Source organism: Petrocella sp. FN5 (genome assembly GCF_029210395.1).
Lineage (GTDB): Bacteria > Bacillota > Clostridia > Lachnospirales > Vallitaleaceae > Petrocella.
On sequence record NZ_JARGDP010000019.1, the window covers coordinates 20,307 to 38,233 of the forward strand.

The 17,927-nt window shown below is 38.4% G+C and carries 15 protein-coding genes; 14 read left to right on the plus strand and 1 reads right to left on the minus strand.

From position 1 onward, the window contains the following. The first annotated feature begins 160 nt into the window (after positions 1-160). The 7 genes from ablA to P0N36_RS06890 all read left to right on the plus strand — a co-directional run bounded on the left by ablA (position 161) and on the right by P0N36_RS06890 (position 6,458). Positions 161-1,432 carry a lysine 2,3-aminomutase gene (gene ablA / locus P0N36_RS06865; protein WP_275842104.1) on the plus strand — a complete coding sequence of 424 codons (1,272 nt, stop codon included), beginning with the start codon at positions 161-163 and terminating at the stop codon, positions 1,430-1,432. A 12-nt stretch (positions 1,433-1,444) separates the two neighbouring features. After that, positions 1,445-2,281 carry a putative beta-lysine N-acetyltransferase gene (gene ablB, locus P0N36_RS06870; RefSeq protein WP_275842105.1) on the plus strand — a complete coding sequence of 279 codons (837 nt, stop codon included), beginning with the start codon at positions 1,445-1,447 and terminating at the stop codon, positions 2,279-2,281. Between the two features lie 243 nt (positions 2,282-2,524). Beyond that, complete coding sequence (locus P0N36_RS15625; RefSeq protein ID WP_330683982.1) at positions 2,525-2,731, plus strand: hypothetical protein; 207 nt, start codon at positions 2,525-2,527, stop codon at positions 2,729-2,731. Then, complete coding sequence (locus P0N36_RS06875) at positions 2,676-3,887, plus strand: tryptophanase (RefSeq protein WP_330683983.1); 1,212 nt, start codon at positions 2,676-2,678, stop codon at positions 3,885-3,887. The genes P0N36_RS15625 and P0N36_RS06875 overlap by 56 nt, the downstream gene beginning before the upstream one ends. A gap of 47 nt (positions 3,888-3,934) precedes the next feature. Beyond that, positions 3,935-4,915, plus strand: a complete 981-nt coding sequence (locus P0N36_RS06880; RefSeq protein ID WP_275842106.1) for a M15 family metallopeptidase — start codon at positions 3,935-3,937, stop codon at positions 4,913-4,915. Between the two features lie 56 nt (positions 4,916-4,971). Then, positions 4,972-5,967: a putative ABC transporter permease gene (locus P0N36_RS06885; protein WP_275842107.1), complete on the plus strand. Its 996-nt coding sequence runs from the start codon at positions 4,972-4,974 to the stop codon at positions 5,965-5,967. Beyond that, positions 5,964-6,458, plus strand: coding sequence for an HD family phosphohydrolase (locus P0N36_RS06890; RefSeq protein ID WP_275842108.1), 495 nt, complete (start codon positions 5,964-5,966; stop codon positions 6,456-6,458). The genes P0N36_RS06885 and P0N36_RS06890 overlap by 4 nt, the downstream gene beginning before the upstream one ends. A 78-nt stretch (positions 6,459-6,536) precedes the next feature. Here the strand turns inward: P0N36_RS06890 and P0N36_RS06895 are convergent, their stop codons facing one another. Continuing rightward, entirely contained in the window at positions 6,537-9,257 is a 2,721-nt protein-coding gene (locus P0N36_RS06895; protein ID WP_275842109.1) for a transglycosylase domain-containing protein, read from the minus strand. Positions 9,258-9,622: 365 nt separating this feature from the next. Between P0N36_RS06895 and P0N36_RS06900 the strand changes: the two genes are divergently transcribed. The 7 genes from P0N36_RS06900 (at position 9,623) to P0N36_RS06930 (ending at position 17,801) form a co-directional block, all read left to right on the plus strand. Then, entirely contained in the window at positions 9,623-10,276 is a 654-nt protein-coding gene (locus P0N36_RS06900; protein WP_275842110.1) for a hypothetical protein, read from the plus strand. 21 nt (positions 10,277-10,297) lie between these two features. Next, positions 10,298-10,852 carry a hypothetical protein gene (locus tag P0N36_RS06905; RefSeq protein ID WP_275842111.1) on the plus strand — a complete coding sequence of 185 codons (555 nt, stop codon included), beginning with the start codon at positions 10,298-10,300 and terminating at the stop codon, positions 10,850-10,852. Positions 10,853-10,865: 13 nt separating this feature from the next. After that, the gene (locus P0N36_RS06910) at positions 10,866-11,423 is read left to right on the plus strand and encodes a hypothetical protein (protein WP_275842112.1); all 558 of its coding nucleotides are present in this window, start codon (positions 10,866-10,868) and stop codon (positions 11,421-11,423) included. Further along, a complete protein-coding gene (locus P0N36_RS06915) occupies positions 11,420-15,304 on the plus strand; it encodes a hypothetical protein (protein WP_275842113.1) in 3,885 nt (1,294 codons plus the stop codon). The genes P0N36_RS06910 and P0N36_RS06915 overlap by 4 nt, the downstream gene beginning before the upstream one ends. Position 15,305: 1 nt before the next feature. Further along, positions 15,306-16,157 carry a hypothetical protein gene (locus tag P0N36_RS06920; RefSeq protein WP_275842114.1) on the plus strand — a complete coding sequence of 284 codons (852 nt, stop codon included), beginning with the start codon at positions 15,306-15,308 and terminating at the stop codon, positions 16,155-16,157. After that, entirely contained in the window at positions 16,158-17,258 is a 1,101-nt protein-coding gene (locus P0N36_RS06925; RefSeq protein ID WP_275842115.1) for a zinc ribbon domain-containing protein, read from the plus strand. It abuts the gene before it with no gap. A gap of 69 nt (positions 17,259-17,327) precedes the next feature. Next, the gene (locus P0N36_RS06930; protein WP_275842116.1) at positions 17,328-17,801 is read left to right on the plus strand and encodes a heme-degrading domain-containing protein; all 474 of its coding nucleotides are present in this window, start codon (positions 17,328-17,330) and stop codon (positions 17,799-17,801) included. Positions 17,802-17,927: the final 126 nt, after the last annotated feature.

The window sequence follows — 17,927 nt, forward strand, 5'->3', positions numbered from 1 at the left end:
AGCGAAGTTTAAGTACTCTAACTCTATTACAGAGTTAGGGTATTTTTTATTTTTGAAAGTACATAACAAGAACCTAAGAATTAAGTTGTCTGCTTGATCAACACCATCAGTCATCTTTAATTTTTTTTGTAAAAAGGTATGAAAACCAAGGAGGAAACATATGAAGGCACTAAAAAACCAAAGTTCAAGAGAAAACTGGTATGATTGGAAATGGCAACTAAAAAATGCCATTACATCCATAGAAGAAGTTGAGAAGCTGTTGAAAACGGATTTTAGTAAAGAATTTGGAGAAGATTACAGGGATAAGTTAGAAAAAACCGTTGATATTTTTCCACTTTCTATTACACCCTATTATTTTTCACTCATTGACCAAAAAGATTTTATAAATGATCCGGTATTAAGACAAGCTTTCCCAGATGTTCGAGAACTGGATATATGCTCATCTGATATTGAAGATCCTTTGGGAGAGGATAAAGACAGTCCAGTAGAAGGTTTAACCCATCGTTATCCTGATCGTGTCTTATTTCATGTAAGCAATCGATGTGCTATGTACTGTCGTCATTGTACCCGTAAAAGAAAAGTCGGTGATACAGATTACTGTCCATCTCTTAAAGATTATGAAAGTGGTATCGCTTATATTGAAGAACATAAAGAAGTGCGAGATGTACTGCTCTCAGGTGGGGATCCATTTTTGCTTCCGGATGAATTAATTGAAAGCTTATTAGAAAGGCTTTCAAGTATAAAACATGTTGAGGTCATTCGAATAGGAACCAGAACACCGGTGGTATTACCCTATAGGATAACAGAAACTTTGGTAAATATACTTAAAAAACACAAGAACTTATGGATTAACACCCATTACAACCATCCAAAAGAACTGACTAAAGACTCAATAAAAGCTATTGACAAGTTAGTTGAAGCCGGAATACCTTTAGGCAACCAGTCGGTGCTTCTCTCAGATATTAATGATTGTCCCCAAGTTATGAAAGCTTTGGTTCGTAAGTTGGTAGCCAATCGTATTAGGCCTTATTACTTATATCAATGTGACTTATCAGAAGGACTTGAGCATTTTCGCACCAGTGTAGGCAGAGGCATTGAGATTATGGAAAGTTTACGAGGGCATACAAGTGGTTTTGCTATACCGACGTATGTCATTGATGCACCAGGTGGTGGTGGTAAGATTCCTATTATGCCGAATTATCTTATATCATGGTCAACCAATAAGATTATTCTAAGAAATTATGAAGGCGTCATCACCACATATACAGAACCTAGAGATTACGGTCACAGAGACTGTGATTTGAATTGTGCGGATTGCAACTTACATATGAAAACCAGTTTGGATAGTCCCTATGAAGCTACAGGTATCGAACAGTTGTTGTCGGATTATACAGACGTCATGACCTTCATGCCGGAAGATGTCAAAGCATAGGAGGTAGAGGCTATGAAAGATACCATTGAAAAAAAAGAAGGCATCACCATCCATCATGGCACTTATAGTGACCGTATTTACGTCATGTCTTATGACCCGGAACAAGCAAAAATGATGTTGGATTATGTTCGAAAACTGGGTAAAGAAAAGGACTACGGAAAGATAATTATTAAAGCACGGGAAATAGATAGAGAGCTACTTCAAGGGGCAGGTTTCTCAAAGGAAGGGGAAATTGAAGGCTACTATAGTGGCACAAATCATTGTCTTTTTATGGCCAAATATTTAAAAGCAGATCGAAGAGGTGTTCGCAAGAAGGCGAAAATTCTAGATACGATTGATAAAGCAAAAGAAAAAAAGGTAGAACTGGATAGATTCAAGTGGCCGAGCTATACTTTTAGGCGTTTGGGTGAAGAAGATATTGGACAAATGATTAAGGTTTATGAAGAAGTTTTTGAGACCTATCCTTTCCCTATATATGACCCTGATTATATTAGAAAAACTATGATGGAACATTGTCAATATTTTGGTGTATTTGATCAAGAAGGCTTAATTGGCCTTAGTACATGTGAAATCAACCATAAAGAGAAGAATGTTGAAATGACCGATTTTGCTGTTTTACCTTCTTATCGAGGACATAAACTAGCGAAAGCTTTACTTATAACCATGGAAAAAGCGATGGCCCAGGAAGGTATCTCAACTTACTATACAATAGCTAGAAGCCAATCGCTGCCTATGAATATGACCTTTAGCAGTTTGGGCTATCATTATGGTGGTACATTGTGGAACAACACTCAAATCGCAGGTAACATAGAATCTATGAATATATGGGTGAAACAAATAGATCAGTAAAGACCCTTTAGAAAAAGTCGAATCCTAACCAGGTGTATCAGTATGATATGTCTATTTAGGGTTTGACTTTTTTGGGGCAAAATGATAACATCCCATTAGTATCGATGACATAAAGAGGACAGCTAAAGTGACGGCAATTGCGATTTGCAAAACATGGGGCAAGAAAACCCGAGAGCATGTTTTAAAAAAATCCTTTCTTATTTTCTAAAGAGAGCAATCTCATAAATTAAGGAGGATACAAAAATGAAAATCAGAACAGCAGAACCTTTTAAGATTAAAATGGTGGAACCGATTCATCTCATATCTGAGGCAGATAGAAGTCTTAGATTAAAAGAGGCTGGTTACAACCCATTTTCTCTCAGAGCATTTACTCACAGACAGTGGAACGGGTGCTATGAGCGATCATCAGTGGTCAGCCATGATGATGGGAGACGAGTCTTACGCCGGTAGTCGGAGTTTTTACAGATTAGAGTCAGTGGCAAAAGAGATTACAGGATGTAAATATATCATACCAACCCATCAAGGAAGAGGCGCAGAGCAAATCATGCTGCCAATCTTAGTTAAGAACTCGGGTGATTATGTTATAAGCAATATGCATTTTGATACGACTAAAGCACATGTGGAACTTGCAGGTGCTAGAGCCGTAAATGTAATAGATGCAAAGGCCTTTGATACAGATACTTATGATGATTTCAAAGGGAATTTTGATTTGACCTTGCTAAAGACAACCATAGAGGAAAAAGGAGCAAAGCAGGTAGCACTCATCATTATTACTGTAACATGTAATTCAGCCGGCGGCCAACCGGTATCGATGGAAAATATTAGAAAAGTTAAAGAAATAGCAGATGAATATGGCATCAAAGTGATGCTGGATGCAGCCAGATATGCAGAAAATGCATATTTTATAAAGATAAGAGAAGAAGGTTATCAGGATAAAACCATAAAAGAAATATGTAAAGAAATGTTTGCTTTGGCAGATGGCTTTATGATGAGTGCTAAGAAGGATGGCCTTGTCAACATGGGTGGTCTCATTGGTATTCGCGAAGATGAAGCACTTTATACAAAAGCAAGGTCTCTATGTGTACCACTTGAAGGTTTCCCTACATATGGTGGTTTGTCCGGTAGAGACATGGAAGCTCTAGCGGTTGGACTTGAAGAAGGGACTAACTTGGAATATTTGTCGTACCGTATATCACAAGTCGCCTATTTAGGTGACCAGTTAAGAACTGCAGGTGTCCCAATTCAGTACCCAACAGGTGGGCATGCGGTTTTTGTGGATTGTAAAAAAATATGTCCTCATATACCATACCATGCATTTCCGGCACAAGCGGTTTGCAATGAAATTTATCTCATTGCAGGTATTAGAGCTGTAGAAATAGGCTCTTTCCTCTTAGGGAGAGACCCTGACACAGATGAACAACTTGAGTCACCTTTTGAGTTTATGCGCTTAACCATACCAAGACGGACCTATACCAATAGGCATATGGATGTGGTAGCCGATGCGGTTATAGAAACTTACACGAGGGCTAGAACTTTAAAGGGCTTAACATTTGAGTATGAACCTAAGGTCTTAAGGCATTTTACAGCACGTTTAATACCGGGTTAAAGCGTAAAACTATAATTTGAAATTAACCTAATTAATATGGAGGCATTATGAAAAAAATATGGCCAATCAGCTTTATTCTACTGATCGTTATGACAGGATGTGGCACAAAAATCTCACTGGAAACACCAGTGGATGATCAGACAGGTGCCACAGAAAAAATATATGAAGAAGATTATGAAAATGACACTGAATACTTGGATATAGAAGGTGTTTTGGAGGAAAGGGTAGAGGATACTGAAGACGATGATTATACAGATTCGATGGCTTCCAATCAAGAAATAGTGGAAGAAAATATAGTAGATTATCATGATTTGATTATTGATTTATCAGATAGCTACATAGATGTAGATATAAGCGATCCAAGATTGTCAGATTTGGTAGAACATCTAAAAAACAACCCATATAATCATACTTTGAAGCAGATTGGTAAGGTGACAGAACCGGATCATCTATTTGTATTAGTGAATAAGTTAAATCAATTACCGGAGAGCTATATTCCGGATGATTTACGGGAACCCCAGGTACGCTTTACTTTCTCAGGACCAAATGAAAAAAGAAATCTAAGAGATATAGCAGCATCAGGCCTTGAGTCCATGTTTGAGGCAGCAGATAGGGCATCGATTCACTTATTTGCCCTCTCCGGTTACCGTTCATATAATAGGCAAAGAGACATATACAATAATAATGTAAGTACCCGGGGCGTTGAAGCGACGGATAAAGTGAGTGCAAGACCTGGTCACAGTGAACATCAAAGTGGACTGGCCATGGATGTTACCAGTGAATCCGCAGGGTTTAACTTGATTTATGCTTTTGGAGAAACTGAAGAAGGCATTTGGGTCAAAGAAAATGCACATTTATATGGTTTCATTGTCAGATACGGGAAGGATAAGACGCCAATTACCGGCTATGATTATGAACCATGGCACTTAAGATATATTGGTTTGGACTTAGCCAGTTACATTTATGAACATCAACTCACTTTAGAAGAGCTATATATCCAGATAGAAAAAGCCATACGTTTTCAATAAGGTTAAAGTGTCATAGGATAATCTTAATGAAAAAATTGAACAAGAGGTGATACACGGTGTTAAATCATACTATAGATCTATATAATTTGACCTTCTATTTTTTTGTTTATGGGTTTCTAGGTTGGCTTGTTGAAGTGGTATATGCATTTATTAAACATGGGAAATATGTAAACAGGGGTTTCTTATATGGGCCAATCTGTCCAATCTATGGTGTAGGTGTTATAACAATATATCTTTCGATTCATAAATTAAGCACACTCTTTTTAGGGGGTCAGGCGCCCTCCTGGTGGATGTTGTTTATTATGGTGACGGTAGTTACCACAGGACTTGAGCTTATTACGGGCTCTGTTATGAGCTATTTGTTCGGTACCAGATGGTGGGATTATTCAGATCGAAGATTTAATCTTGGAGGGTATATTTGTCTAGATTTCACTTTGATTTGGGGATTAGCAGGGACACTATTAATGCAAATCGTGCATGTGAGGATGGCCAACGTAGTAGATGGTATTCCAAGAAACATTGGGAATCCTCTATTACTGATGCTTATGGCGTTTTTTATAATAGATGGTACTTCAACAGTCAGAACGCTGATTGACTTTAGGAGCTTATTGCTTGAGATGGATAATATAGCAAAACAGTATGTGCAAATCAGAAGCAATCTGGTTTTTGAGATGATTAGGTTGAAGGATGAACTATCAGAGCTTATAAAAACAGGTGTAGAAAAGAAAACCGATGAAGCAGGACAAACTCTAAAACGTATACAAGAACAACTTAAGGAATTACAAGTACATGAGTTTATACCGGATCATCCGGTTAAGAATATTATTAATGAATTGATTGATGAAGATAAGAAACTAAATGTCAAGACTAAGATTGAGCTTAAGCGTGTTTTGGAGCATTATGAGAATCTATCCAATCGGTTTTCCAAGAGTAGACTCTACAATGCCTTTCCAGATATGAAGTCCATCAAATACAAAGCATTATTGAAGGACGTTAGAGATAGAAAGAAAAATAAAAATAAAAACAAAAACAGAGGGAATCAAACACCATGACAAAGAAGACTATGCTTATTAGAATATACAGAGGTTGTGTAAAAGATATTATAAAGCATGAGAAAGTTAGATCAATGGAGAGTTATATTGCCCACCATGATGTGGATACACTGGCCCATAGTCTATTTGTGTCCTACTGGAGTTTTTTAATCTGCAGGAAACTAAAGATGAATTATCGATTGGCTGCAAGAGGTGCACTGCTACATGATTTTTATTTATATGATTGGCATATACCGAATATAAGAGAAGGTTTACATGGATTTACCCATCCGGCCACCTCACTGACAAATGCAAAAAAGTATTTCAAAATCAGTAAGATGGAAGAAGATATTATTATTAAACACATGTGGCCTTTAACAATCTTTCCGCCAAAATATAGAGAAACGTATGTGGTCATTATTGTCGATAAGGTGTGTGCTATTCTTGAAACACTTAAGATTGTCAATGGGAAAAAATTAGCAGTATTAAAGCAAAAAGTATTGAAGATATAGAAAAAAGAGATGCGGTTCAATTTGAACCGCATCTCTTTTCTTGTTTTATGAATATTTATTAGTGGCTAAGCTAAGGGCTTAATCTATAGCAATAGGTAAATTGATATCTATAAGATTATCAGTAATGTCATCCTCATCCTCAATGTTATTATAATCGCGATCATTGCGATTATCATTGCCATTATTGCCATTATTTCCATCCTCATAATCATTGTTCCCATCTTCATCAAAAGGAAGATCATCACCAGGAAGTGTGGGGCCATGAATATTACAGTATTCTTCAATCATCGTGATGGGGAACTCATAAGCATAGTCTCTTATTCTAGGACGGTTAACAGGATCCCATTCTTCAGGTGCAAAAGGAATAAGTCTTTGGGTGTATACTTTATCAACTAAAGTATCTTCCGGACAATATTCATTGGGCATTAACCCTGATTCACTACAAATGGTGACCTTAATATGAACGTCACATTCTTCTTTTGGTTCAGTACCAATAGCAAAGTACTCGGTTTTCACCTTACTGCCACGAGGGTCAGAATCACATAAGCCTGGAACGGCCAGTTTTCCGGAAATGGTACAGATGTTTCGTGTAACAATGCCATCCGGTACAATGAATTTTCTTGTTTCAAGGTTTTCATGAATCTGCGCCATGACATTTTGCCATAGAATCTGTTGATAGCTTTTATTGTGAGACATTCTTTCAGGTGTATCATGACCAAGCCATATGCCGGCAACATAGTAAGGTGTATAGCCGATATATGCCAAGTCTTTGGAATCACTGGTTGTACCGGTTTTGCCTGCAACGGGCATATTGCTCAGTCTGGTTGTTTTTCCTGTTCCGGTTTTTACAACATCTTCCATGGCATTCGTTAGAAGGAAGGCTGTCGTTTCTTTCATTGCGGAGTGGATTACCGGTTCATTTAATAGAAGTAAGGTACCGTCATGACTCAAAACCTTGGTATAAAATGTCGGTTCAATATAGTTCCCTTTGTTGGCAATGGCACCGTAGGCCGCTGTTAATTCAAGAAGTGAAACGCCTCTTGTTATACCACCAAGGGGTAAGACGATGTTTTTATCGGAATAAGTTTGGCCATTAATTGTCTCGTTTTCCACTAAGGAAGTGAAGCCGAGATTCTTCAGATAATCAAATCCGGTCTGGACACCTACAGCGTTCATGGTCTTTAAGGTGACGATGTTCATAGACCATTCGATGCCTTGTCGGAGGGTGGACAAGCCCCAGTAGTTAAATGTTGCTCTTTCATACCAGTTTTTAGGAGAATATGTAGTGCCGTCACCAAGTTTTACAGAATAAGGCACATCATCAAAAACAGTAGCAAGGGTCATGCCAGCCGTGTCAAGAGCGGGAAGATAAGCCGCAAGCACTTTGAATGTAGAGCCGGGTTGTCTTAAGGACATGGTTGCACGGTTTAAAGTTTGATTCCCTATTTTTTCACCTCGACCTCCAGTCATGGCTTTGACATATCCGGTATAGTAATCGATGACCACCATGGCTGCCTGAGGTTGAGGGATCAGCAATGATTTGTCTGCAATCATAGTATCAGAGCCTGTAACCCAAGTGTCTTTTAATAGTTCCATATGTGCATAAGCCTCTTCGTCTGTTTGGAAAAGGGTCTCATCGTAGTAATGCTTCACACCATCTGCTGTTTGAACAGAAACGGAATACATGAGCATAACATTATAGTCATCTTCAAAGGGAGGGAAGGTTTCCTCATCAGCAAAGGACTGATCCATGATGCCTTGCATAGTCATATCTTGAGTGGTATAGATATCAAGTCCGCCTCGATAGACAAGGTTGATGGCTTGAGTATTGCTATAGCCTTTTTCAGATTCCAAATCAGCGGCAACACGGCGTATGACCTCATCAACAAAATAGGAGAAATCCGATTGCTCAAGAAAAACCTGATGGGTAACTTGAATAGAATCATAGACCTTTTCATCAAGGGCAGTTTGAAGTTCTGCATCTGTAATCAAACCTTGTTCATTCATATAAGTCAGTACAATCTCTTGTCGAACACGGTTATTTTCCGGTTGAGCAACGGGCTCATAAGCGGTTGGTCTTTGAGTGATGCCGGCTATAACAGCGGCTTCTGCGATACTTAATTCAGACACATCTTTGGCAAAGTAACGGTTTGCTGCAGCTTGAACGCCATTCGTACCGCGACCAAGACCCACGGTATTTAGATAAAGCTCTAGAATCTCATCTTTGTCTAAGACTTTTTCTACTTGTATAGCCAAATGTTGCTCGATGATTTTTCGATTAAATGTTTTTTCGGAAGTTAAGATGTTATTTTTTATGACTTGTTGGGTGATGGTGCTAGCACCTTCACTAAGGTTACGCTCTTTTAAGTTGACGAAAACCGCTCTAAAGATGCCTCTTAAATCGACACCCTTATGTTCATAAAAACGTTGGTCTTCAATGGCTACAAAAGCATCCTTCACATGAGTGGGAATATCGTCGATTTCAACATATATACGATTAGACTCACCTGTGGAAAGCTCTTGTATGATCGTTCCGTTTTGGTCTCTTATAAAGGATGTATAACCTGTTGGAACCAAATCATCATAATTTAACTCAGGTGCATCTTTTAAGATGGATGCTACCATAGCGGCGGCGACAATCAAACCGATGACACCGAGTGTCAGCATGCCTAGAAATATATTTCTAAACAAGACTTTCTTATTAGTTTTATTTGCTTTCTTTGCTTTTTTTAGTTTTAGTTTTTCTCTGGCACTCAATTGCCCAGGTTTTTTTGAGGGTACTTTTTTTTCTTGTTTCATAGTATATGCCTCCTTACACCAAGAGTATTATATCAAATATTGATGAAAAAAGAAGCATATTATTGTGGAATTAGTCAAAATTTAATATATGGTTAAAGGATCAAAAATAAGTTTCTCCAAATCACATACAGCATATAGGTAAACTTGATATACCCATAACGATATATTGTAAATAAGCTTTAACAGATATTATTCGGAAGTCAGTTAATAGTTCATACTAAATATGAAAAAAATATGACGAAAGGATGACACAACCAGAAAAAGTGTTTATAATATAGTTAGGTAAAAGGTCGAAACTTAGTTTCATTATATAGTTTTGACGTCTTAACCATAGTTAAGTAGAAAAGAATAGGAGTGTGGTGCATATGTACTGTCAAGGTTGTGGTTCTATATTACCAGAGGAAGCACAATATTGTAACAAATGTGGGCTTAAGCAAGAAAAAGGCCTGGTTGGCTATTCTTCAAAAATACAAGATCCTGCTTTTCAAAAGTACTTGAAAAACAGTAATAAGTACGCGGTTATTTTTTCTTTGATTATTGCGGTCATTGCAATTGTGGGCTTCACTATTTATGGAGAAACCAGTCGAGAGATGGATAACCCAGGTGCTATGTTTATTGGACTTGGCATTGGAGCTATGTTTGTACTAATTGCGATTTTTCAAGTGCTTGGAAAGAAAAAAAGTAAAACATGGGACGGCACTGTGATAAACAAGACCCTTAAGAAAAAACGAAGACGAGAAAATACCGGTGATGACAATTCTTACTTAGTTACATATATGCAGTATGACGTAACCATACGGGACGATCGAGGTAAGACACATCATATTACGGCAACAGATGATGCTACCTTATATAATTATTATAATGTTGGCGATAGGGTTCGACACCATGGTGGACTCAATACATATGAAAAACAGGACAAGTCTCAGGACACCATTATTTTTTGTAATGCATGTTCAAGCCTAAATGATATAAAAAATGACCAGTGTTTTAGATGTGGTTGCCCATTATTGAAGTAGGATTATGAGGAGGGAATAAGAATGGAAGCAAAAAAAACAACACTCATACGCACCGTCTTTGGTATGATGATCAATCCGGCAGGGGTTCTAAAGAACGCACTAAAAGGGACAAAATGGTATTTTTCTATAGGGGTCTCCGCCCTTGCTTTTGGCTTATTTTTCATTCAAACAGGCTTAGATTTATACAAGACAGGGCAAAAAGGATTTTGGTTTGTTCTATTTTGTTTCATTCTTGGTTTATTGTATGGTTTGTTAGCCATCCCCTTTTTCGCCACAGTTATATGGCTACTTTTAAAGGTATCTAAGGCGGACACAACGATATTAGAAACCATATCTGCCTTTTGCCTAAGTTACAGTGGTGCACTAATTTATGGGGTGATTGGTATAGTTTTTTCTATTGCTCTTGGTTGGAATACATCGGTGGCTTTTGGTGTTACTGGCGTACTTTGGGCTATAGGACCGATGATGTATACTATACGTGAACTTACAGGTGGCAATCATAAACTGAGCATACCGATTTCTTCTTTGGTCGGTGTGATTGTTTTACTTTCTTGGTCCACACTTGGAAGATTATAGGGGGGTGGCATTTATGGAGACGTTAACATATAAAAGCAGTGGTTTAAAAACATGGATTCGTAGGATTTGCTTTATGGGGATTGGTATATGTGCCTTAGCCAACCCGATGGATTTTTTTAATATTTATAACATTCTGTTTGGCCTTATTATTGGCCTATTTTTTGGTTTTCTTTACAGAAGATTTCTAGGTGTCTTTCTAAATCTTTTTAACCATCAGTTCAAAAAAGAAAGAGGTAAAGCGGTTATAAAAGAAGCGGTCGAGATGGGTATGCTTTTTTTGACCCCTTTTACGATTATGTTAATCTTTGCAACTTTTGTTTTAAGGTGGTCTATGACTTTAGGCTTCATATCTGCGGGAATCATGTCTGTCGGAACAGCATCCGCTATTGAAATGGGCAAAATCAAAGGCAAGCAAGAGATTAAAAATACAATTGCAACTTCCGGGGTTTCTTTTCTATTTGCAATAGCATGGACACTGAGTATTCCATTGATGACAAAAGTGCCATTCTATATAGAAGGTGGCATTAATTTGATACGAACGTTTACAGGGGGAGGGAGTTTTGGATTATGAGAAATAGTATTGCAAGAATTATGGTTATTCTTATGATTGCTGTCAACTTTTTGCCGATTCTCTCAATGGGTGCGCCTAAAGAACCTAGGTTGCCCAATGAAAAAGTTATTGCCAAATCAGGTATGTGGTACAGTGAATACCTGGATTTTGACGGAAAATCCAATCTTATAGTGGGCTATACAGGGGGCATGGTTGAAGGGTCAATCAACGATGAGGATGAACAAGAAGAAGAACACAATGTGCAGATTCCTACGAGCTATGCAGAAGTCACGCGTTTTATTGGCCCGATGAAGTTCAACATTAGTGATAAGACACTTATAACGGGCGTATATATACCGTTTGAAGGAACAGGCATTGGTCCGATGGAACTTTATATCCAAGATAGCCGAGGGAATATTTATCAAGGTTTTGAAGGGACTTCCGATATTATTGGCGGTATTGGGGTTTCAGATGATGATGGTAATTTTACTGCAAGTGAAAGAAACACTTCTTATTTTTTCGCACCCTTGATGGATATGATTCTACCGGCTGGGGACTATACCCTCGTTCTAGACGGTAATGATATTCCTATGAGTACTTTTCTTGTTAAAGGCATGGACTATTCAGCCTATGAAAAATACCTGGAAGCTTTAATGGAAAATACCCTTGAAGAAGAGGAAATAACGGATGAGGAATATGATCCTTATGTTAATTTTGGGGAAGAAGAACTATTAGAATTATATGAACTGTATATTGAAGATTGGGAAGCAGGTTATGTGGATCAGGGAATAGGAACCACTGCAGATTTACTGGCGCCTTCTTTTTACTTTGAAAATGAAATGTCCTTGGACCAGATTATTCTAAATACTTACAATCAAGGTCAAGGGTCAATACCCGGTATAATCTATGTGTTAGATGAGCTGGGCAATGAGCTTTTTAGTCTGAGCGCCCAAGGTGCAAGTTTGGGTGATGTTCCCAATGGATTATGGACGGCAACACCAAATGTCTTATTGCCACCAGGCCAATATTACTTGGATATGAGTAACCCAATGGCCTTGAATTATGAGGAAAATGGAGAACCTATGTTTTACATTGGTGCCTCTTTACCGGCACCTCCTATGACAGATTTTACAGGAACTTATAAGGTATGGCTTGATATGTATAAGACTAGAACCTTAATGGGACCAGTATCAGGTGGTGAGCGTAGTTTTTATCTCGAAGATTACCCCCTTAGTGTACTAGATTATGGTGATACCATTGAATTGTTAGGCCAATATGAGGGGATGCCTTTTTCACAAATCTGTACTGTAACAGAACGTGATGTAAACGGTTTGACAGCACAGTTTAGTTTTGCTGCAGATCTGACAAACCTACCCTATAAAGCCAATATTGCAGCCATCTCAGAAGTGACGCTTAAAAAAGAAGTCAATGGTAGGATTACCATTGGTATGGCTGGGGAAGGCTATTACTCAAGAGCAGCCAGCAAAGAAAAGGGTGCTGATGAAAATACCTATTCCTTAAGCTTGCGCGGTGGGCGTGTCAAGAAAGAATTACCTCCTTTTGTTATGGCAGCCCTTAGAAAAGCCTATGGTGTGGGTAATATCCCAGGTCCAAACACACCCTTTGAAGCGGGCGTGGGTATGTTGTTTCCGCCTTTAGTAGGCTTAGTAGTAAGTGTGATATTAGACCTACTCAAGCCGAAAGAACTTGTCACTGAACTAAGTATAGGTGAACAGGCAATGAAAAATGCCAACAATTCACTAGGTAAAGGTCTTATTGATGAAAGAGAAGCGGATGCATGGAAAAAATTGGCGGATGCTCTTGGTAATTCCGGTGGCGATCCTGAAGATGCGGTTTCTATAGGAGACAATGAGATTGTGCCTGGTGAAGCATCAACCGGTGATGCCGGTGGTTCTTATGAAAACGAAGATTATGGCAATGACTATAATAATGAAGACCATGGCAATGAAGATTATGGTCAAGAAGAAGTAAGCGAAGATTATAGTGGTCAGGAAACAAGCTCAAATCATAATAAGGAAGACAGTACGCAAACTGAAGGCTATGAAGAACCTATACCAGATAGACCTGAAGAACCAGAGACTATGGTTATTACAACCACCCACAACGGAGCTCAAGAACTAATTGTCAGAGATCCGGAGACAGGTGGATGGGTGCATTCTGAGTCGGGCAATCCTTTTGACCTAGAAAAACACCAACGAGAGTCACCAGGACGGTTTGAAGAGGTTAGAAGACAAAATGAGCATAACAAAGAACTTGAACAAAAGGGTCAAACCGGTATGCAACAAGCCATGAAAGAAATTGATGACAGGTACGAGCAAGAAATGGCCACCATTCAGCAAGAGATTGACAAAAGAAAACTAGAACAATTAAAGCGCGATATGGAATGGTTGGAGTATGAACGAGAAAAGGCCAATAAGCAGAATAACATAGGCAGAATTATAGGCGATTCGGTTGTCAATATTGGGGACGAACTGGTTGAGACGGCTGTTGTTGTAGGTACGGGTATTTCCAATGCAGCATCAGAGGCTAAACGCACCATAGATGACATTAGAAGAGACCCTTCTATTATTAAAAAAACCATTGAAGATTCTATTGATGATATCAATAAAGGTTATGAACTTGCAAAACAGACGGCCAAAAAAACCGTTGACCAAATCGTTAAAAATCCGGAAATTATCATTGAAACTGCGGTTGATTTAGGTAAAAAGACTGGAAAAGTGGTTGTTAATGTTGGAAAGGCCATCATCAATACAGTAAAGGATCCTAAGAAAGCATGGGAATTCATTAAAAGTACTACCGGCATAGATGATTTTGAAAAATCATGGGACCCTAATATCCCTTTGGTTAAACGTATCGGTCATGTGGCAACAGGAACAATCAAATTAGGTACCACCATAGCAACAGCGGGTAAAGCAGGCGCAGCCATTAAAAAAGGTGCAGGCAAGCTTGGCAGTTTGGTAGATGATTTGGTTAATATTGGTGGTAAGAGTATGGCAAAAAAAGGTGCGAAGATAACAAAAGGCATTAAGCCGGCTCTAAAAATCAAATCTGGACTCGGCTATAAAACTGGTAAGAAACTACCTAATATGGATGGCATAACTCAAAAATCTAAAATTATTGTTCAAAATACAGCCGATGATTTTGGGGTTCAGATTCATGCTCGGCCGACAACCAAAAATGCAAAAACATGGATTGATTCCGGTAAGGCCGTTCCAAAAGCTCAAGACATGAAAGCTAAGACACTGGATGTCGTGGATGAAATCCTTGGTGGACCTAAAAACACAGAAGGTTTAGTAGGCTACTATAAGCCCAAGTTACCACCTAAGAATGTTATGCGGTCCTTGCACCCGAACACACAAAAAGAAATTGTTAAGAAATATGTGGAACGTCGAAGAGAATACCATAAGCTTAGCAAAGTCATGAAGCAGTATGAGGCTCAAGGCAAGTACAAGGTTATTGAGGGACGTGTTTTTGATATTAAAAGCAAAAAATACATCACGGGCGATTTAGATGGTTTTGACGTTACTAATTTTGATGGTACGCCTGTTAGGCCTTCAATTAAGAAACAAGTCATGGATAAGCTTGGAAAAACACCGGATTCAAACGTTATGCATGAAGATCTGATGTCATGGGTTAATGAAGAAAAGGCCGCCTTTGATCTAAAAGCAAAAGCAAAAATGATCAACGCAGCAAAAGAAGGCGAAAAAGGTTTAACAACTTTTAATCCACTGAACAAACCAACTTCTACTTATCAGACGGGTGCTAAGATACCTGTTGACAAGCTAGATCAAGTGTTAAAGGGTGATTGGAGCGGTATACCCGATGACGAGGTGGAGGCAATTATAGAATTGTTTAGAAGCTCAGGCATGGAGGTGGGATAATATGGAGCAAATATCAAAAGGATTAGAACGTCGTCAGCTATTAGAACGCTTATTTGAATTGGATGTCAAATGGAAGCAACTTGTAGAAACAGAGATGTCCACTGAAGAAGTGAATTTGGAGATGGAAGGTCTTGTGGAGACTTATTTGAACCAATTGTCAGAAGTCAATGTATCTAGATGTCCATTTACAGGAGAAATGATGACCTTAAGGATGGATGTGGGGGGGATTGATGGGCTTTGGTGGAACAATGAATCCCCTAAAAGACCTGAATCTAACTTACCAAAAACATATTTTGCCATGGATGGGGCGATGAAATTAGAAGCGGTATTGGAAGTGGCTCCCTTCATAGTTACACCCGGTCCGGATCTTCCTTTTGTCATACCGAGGCTGTTGGCTTTTGATCAAATAAAAGCCGTACTATCAACGGTTAAAATAGGTGCCCATACCGGTTATATGATGGTTTATTATGCCGATCCCATGCTGGAAGGTGAAAAACGTGTCAATGACTGGGGTACCGATCGATACTGGGAGGAAACAGATGCTTTCTCTGGCATGTTAACACCTGGACAATGGGTTAGTGTGACGCCTTCTTTAATGGATTATGATTTTGATTTGGCCCCTTATATAAGAAGTGGAAAGCTTTTGTGGATTGAACCACAAGATGCGTCACTACAACTAAAAAGCATGGTTAAAGGCTGTCCTTACTTAGAACTTGAGGGCAGTCATAAGCTCAAGTTCATTCAAGAAGGACAGATGTGGGATGATGATATGGCTTTTGAATTTGAAGAGGATGCTTTAGATGAGGGTGAGTATATGAAAATAATAGATGCAATTGAAAGGAGTGAGGGGTAGATGTTAGAGAGTACAAGACTAAAAGTCTTTGAAGTTGATGAGGAAGATCTCTTAGCTTTATTCACAGAAGAACTGGGTATTAACCCACAAAAAGAATCCATCCTTATGGGTCTAAAGCCTATTAGTAAAGAAAGGGAAAAATCTCTGAAAGAAATCTATAGAGCTTATTTAGAAGATTCTGATTTTGGAAAAATAGGACGCATCATAGGTGCACCGGATATAATCATTCATCAAAGAATAGGTGGTGGCAGTACCCATCTTGACCAAGTTAGACTATATAGTAATAAGGCAGAAGGTAAGGCTGTTGTTTCAGTTTCAAAAACCACAGAGGGTATTTTTGTCCTAGGCCTTTATGATCAAATAGAAAGTTATATAGATTGGTGGATGGGAATTTATGGAGGGGATTGCGAGACCACAGTAGCCAACTATATGCCGCCTAAAATTAGACTTGAAGCATTTCTATTTTTATTACATGGGATTGATATGTTTAGAAGGATCACATTTGAAAATATGTTGGCTTATAGATCTACAGAAGAATTAACCCTATCGTATTCTAATTTTGCAAAAAAGATGAGTGAATCAATCGGAAGCAATGATATAAGGTGGCTATTACCTGCCTTCTTGGTCTTAACGCCAAGTATTTTAGAAGAAGACTTAAAGTTAGAAGCAAAACACGCCTCTCTATTGATGGATTTGAATTTTTCAGAAAATGCAGGACAAAAAGATGACGGTGATGTTATAATGACCTTTGGTGAAGCAGGTCATGTAACAGGTGTTGAGTTTTATAGGACATGGCTTCTAGCCTCAGGTATTGAGATTAAAGTAGCCGGTAAAGATGGTTTTGAGACCAAAGGCAGATTTTTCATAGCACCTACAGCCCTATGCAACCATTTTGTTCATATTGAAAAAGAAGAAGACGGTCTGATCTATGTCAACCATCAAGCCTATACCAAAGAGCAATTGAGCTTTCAGTTAAATAAACAACTAGGAGCATTCTTTCAAGAAGAACATCAACAAGCTGAAAAAATCTGTAGTCAGTGTAAGAATCAAGTACCGGAAGATGCCTTATTCTGTAATAAATGCGGAAATAAGCTAAGCTAAAGCAAAAAGGAGTGCTATTTGGCACTCCTTTTAAAGGCTATAAAAACAACGAACACGAGGAGATAAGCCATGACAATAAAAGAAAAGATGACGGATTTATTGAATCAAGAAGCCTTGTTACAGTTTGATACTTTTAGTAACAAGAGGGCTTATGAGATAGGCCTAATGTTAGTAAAACAAGCTGAAAAAGAGAATAAACCGGTCACTATTGATATCACCAGAAACAATCATCAGCTTTTTCATGTAGCCATGGAAGGCACCTCGTCAGACAACGATGCCTGGGTTAAAAGAAAATCTAATGTAGCCAATCGATTTGGGCATAGTTCAATGTACATGAGTCTTAAGATGGAAATTAAAGGAGGAACGATGGAAGAGGCCTATTTTTTAGATTCAGCTGATTTTGCAGCTCATGGAGGGTCCTTTCCAATCATAATTAGAGACACCGGTGTTATTGGCACCATAACGGTTTCTGGATTACCATCAGAACAAGACCACCAAATGGTAATCAATGTATTAAGTGAATATCTAAAGGTAAAATTATAGGCTTATTAGAATAATGATAATACAAAAAGCCATAAGTTTGGTTTAATCGTCGTATGGCCAAGGTCTTTTTAGAGTGGTATAATGTGTTATAGGGGAAAGATTTTTGATTTTTACATTGAGTATTTA

What these genes read in the sequence shown, in the direction of transcription:
- P0N36_RS06915 (WP_275842113.1), top strand. Translation starts at nt 11,420, where the DNA reads ATGAGAAATAGTATTGCAAGAATTATGGTTATTCTTATGATTGCTGTC.
- P0N36_RS06920 (WP_275842114.1), top strand. Translation starts at nt 15,306, where the DNA reads ATGGAGCAAATATCAAAAGGATTAGAACGTCGTCAGCTATTAGAACGC.
- P0N36_RS06875 (WP_330683983.1), top strand. Translation starts at nt 2,676, where the DNA reads ATGAGCGATCATCAGTGGTCAGCCATGATGATGGGAGACGAGTCTTAC.
- ablB (WP_275842105.1), top strand. Translation starts at nt 1,445, where the DNA reads ATGAAAGATACCATTGAAAAAAAAGAAGGCATCACCATCCATCATGGC.
- ablA (WP_275842104.1), top strand. Translation starts at nt 161, where the DNA reads ATGAAGGCACTAAAAAACCAAAGTTCAAGAGAAAACTGGTATGATTGG.
- P0N36_RS06925 (WP_275842115.1), top strand. Translation starts at nt 16,158, where the DNA reads ATGTTAGAGAGTACAAGACTAAAAGTCTTTGAAGTTGATGAGGAAGAT.
- P0N36_RS06905 (WP_275842111.1), top strand. Translation starts at nt 10,298, where the DNA reads ATGGAAGCAAAAAAAACAACACTCATACGCACCGTCTTTGGTATGATG.
- P0N36_RS06890 (WP_275842108.1), top strand. Translation starts at nt 5,964, where the DNA reads ATGACAAAGAAGACTATGCTTATTAGAATATACAGAGGTTGTGTAAAA.
- P0N36_RS06910 (WP_275842112.1), top strand. Translation starts at nt 10,866, where the DNA reads ATGGAGACGTTAACATATAAAAGCAGTGGTTTAAAAACATGGATTCGT.
- P0N36_RS06895 (WP_275842109.1), bottom strand. Translation starts at nt 9,257, where the DNA reads ATGAAACAAGAAAAAAAAGTACCCTCAAAAAAACCTGGGCAATTGAGT.
- P0N36_RS06900 (WP_275842110.1), top strand. Translation starts at nt 9,623, where the DNA reads ATGTACTGTCAAGGTTGTGGTTCTATATTACCAGAGGAAGCACAATAT.
- P0N36_RS06880 (WP_275842106.1), top strand. Translation starts at nt 3,935, where the DNA reads ATGAAAAAAATATGGCCAATCAGCTTTATTCTACTGATCGTTATGACA.
- P0N36_RS06930 (WP_275842116.1), top strand. Translation starts at nt 17,328, where the DNA reads ATGACAATAAAAGAAAAGATGACGGATTTATTGAATCAAGAAGCCTTG.
- P0N36_RS15625 (WP_330683982.1), top strand. Translation starts at nt 2,525, where the DNA reads ATGAAAATCAGAACAGCAGAACCTTTTAAGATTAAAATGGTGGAACCG.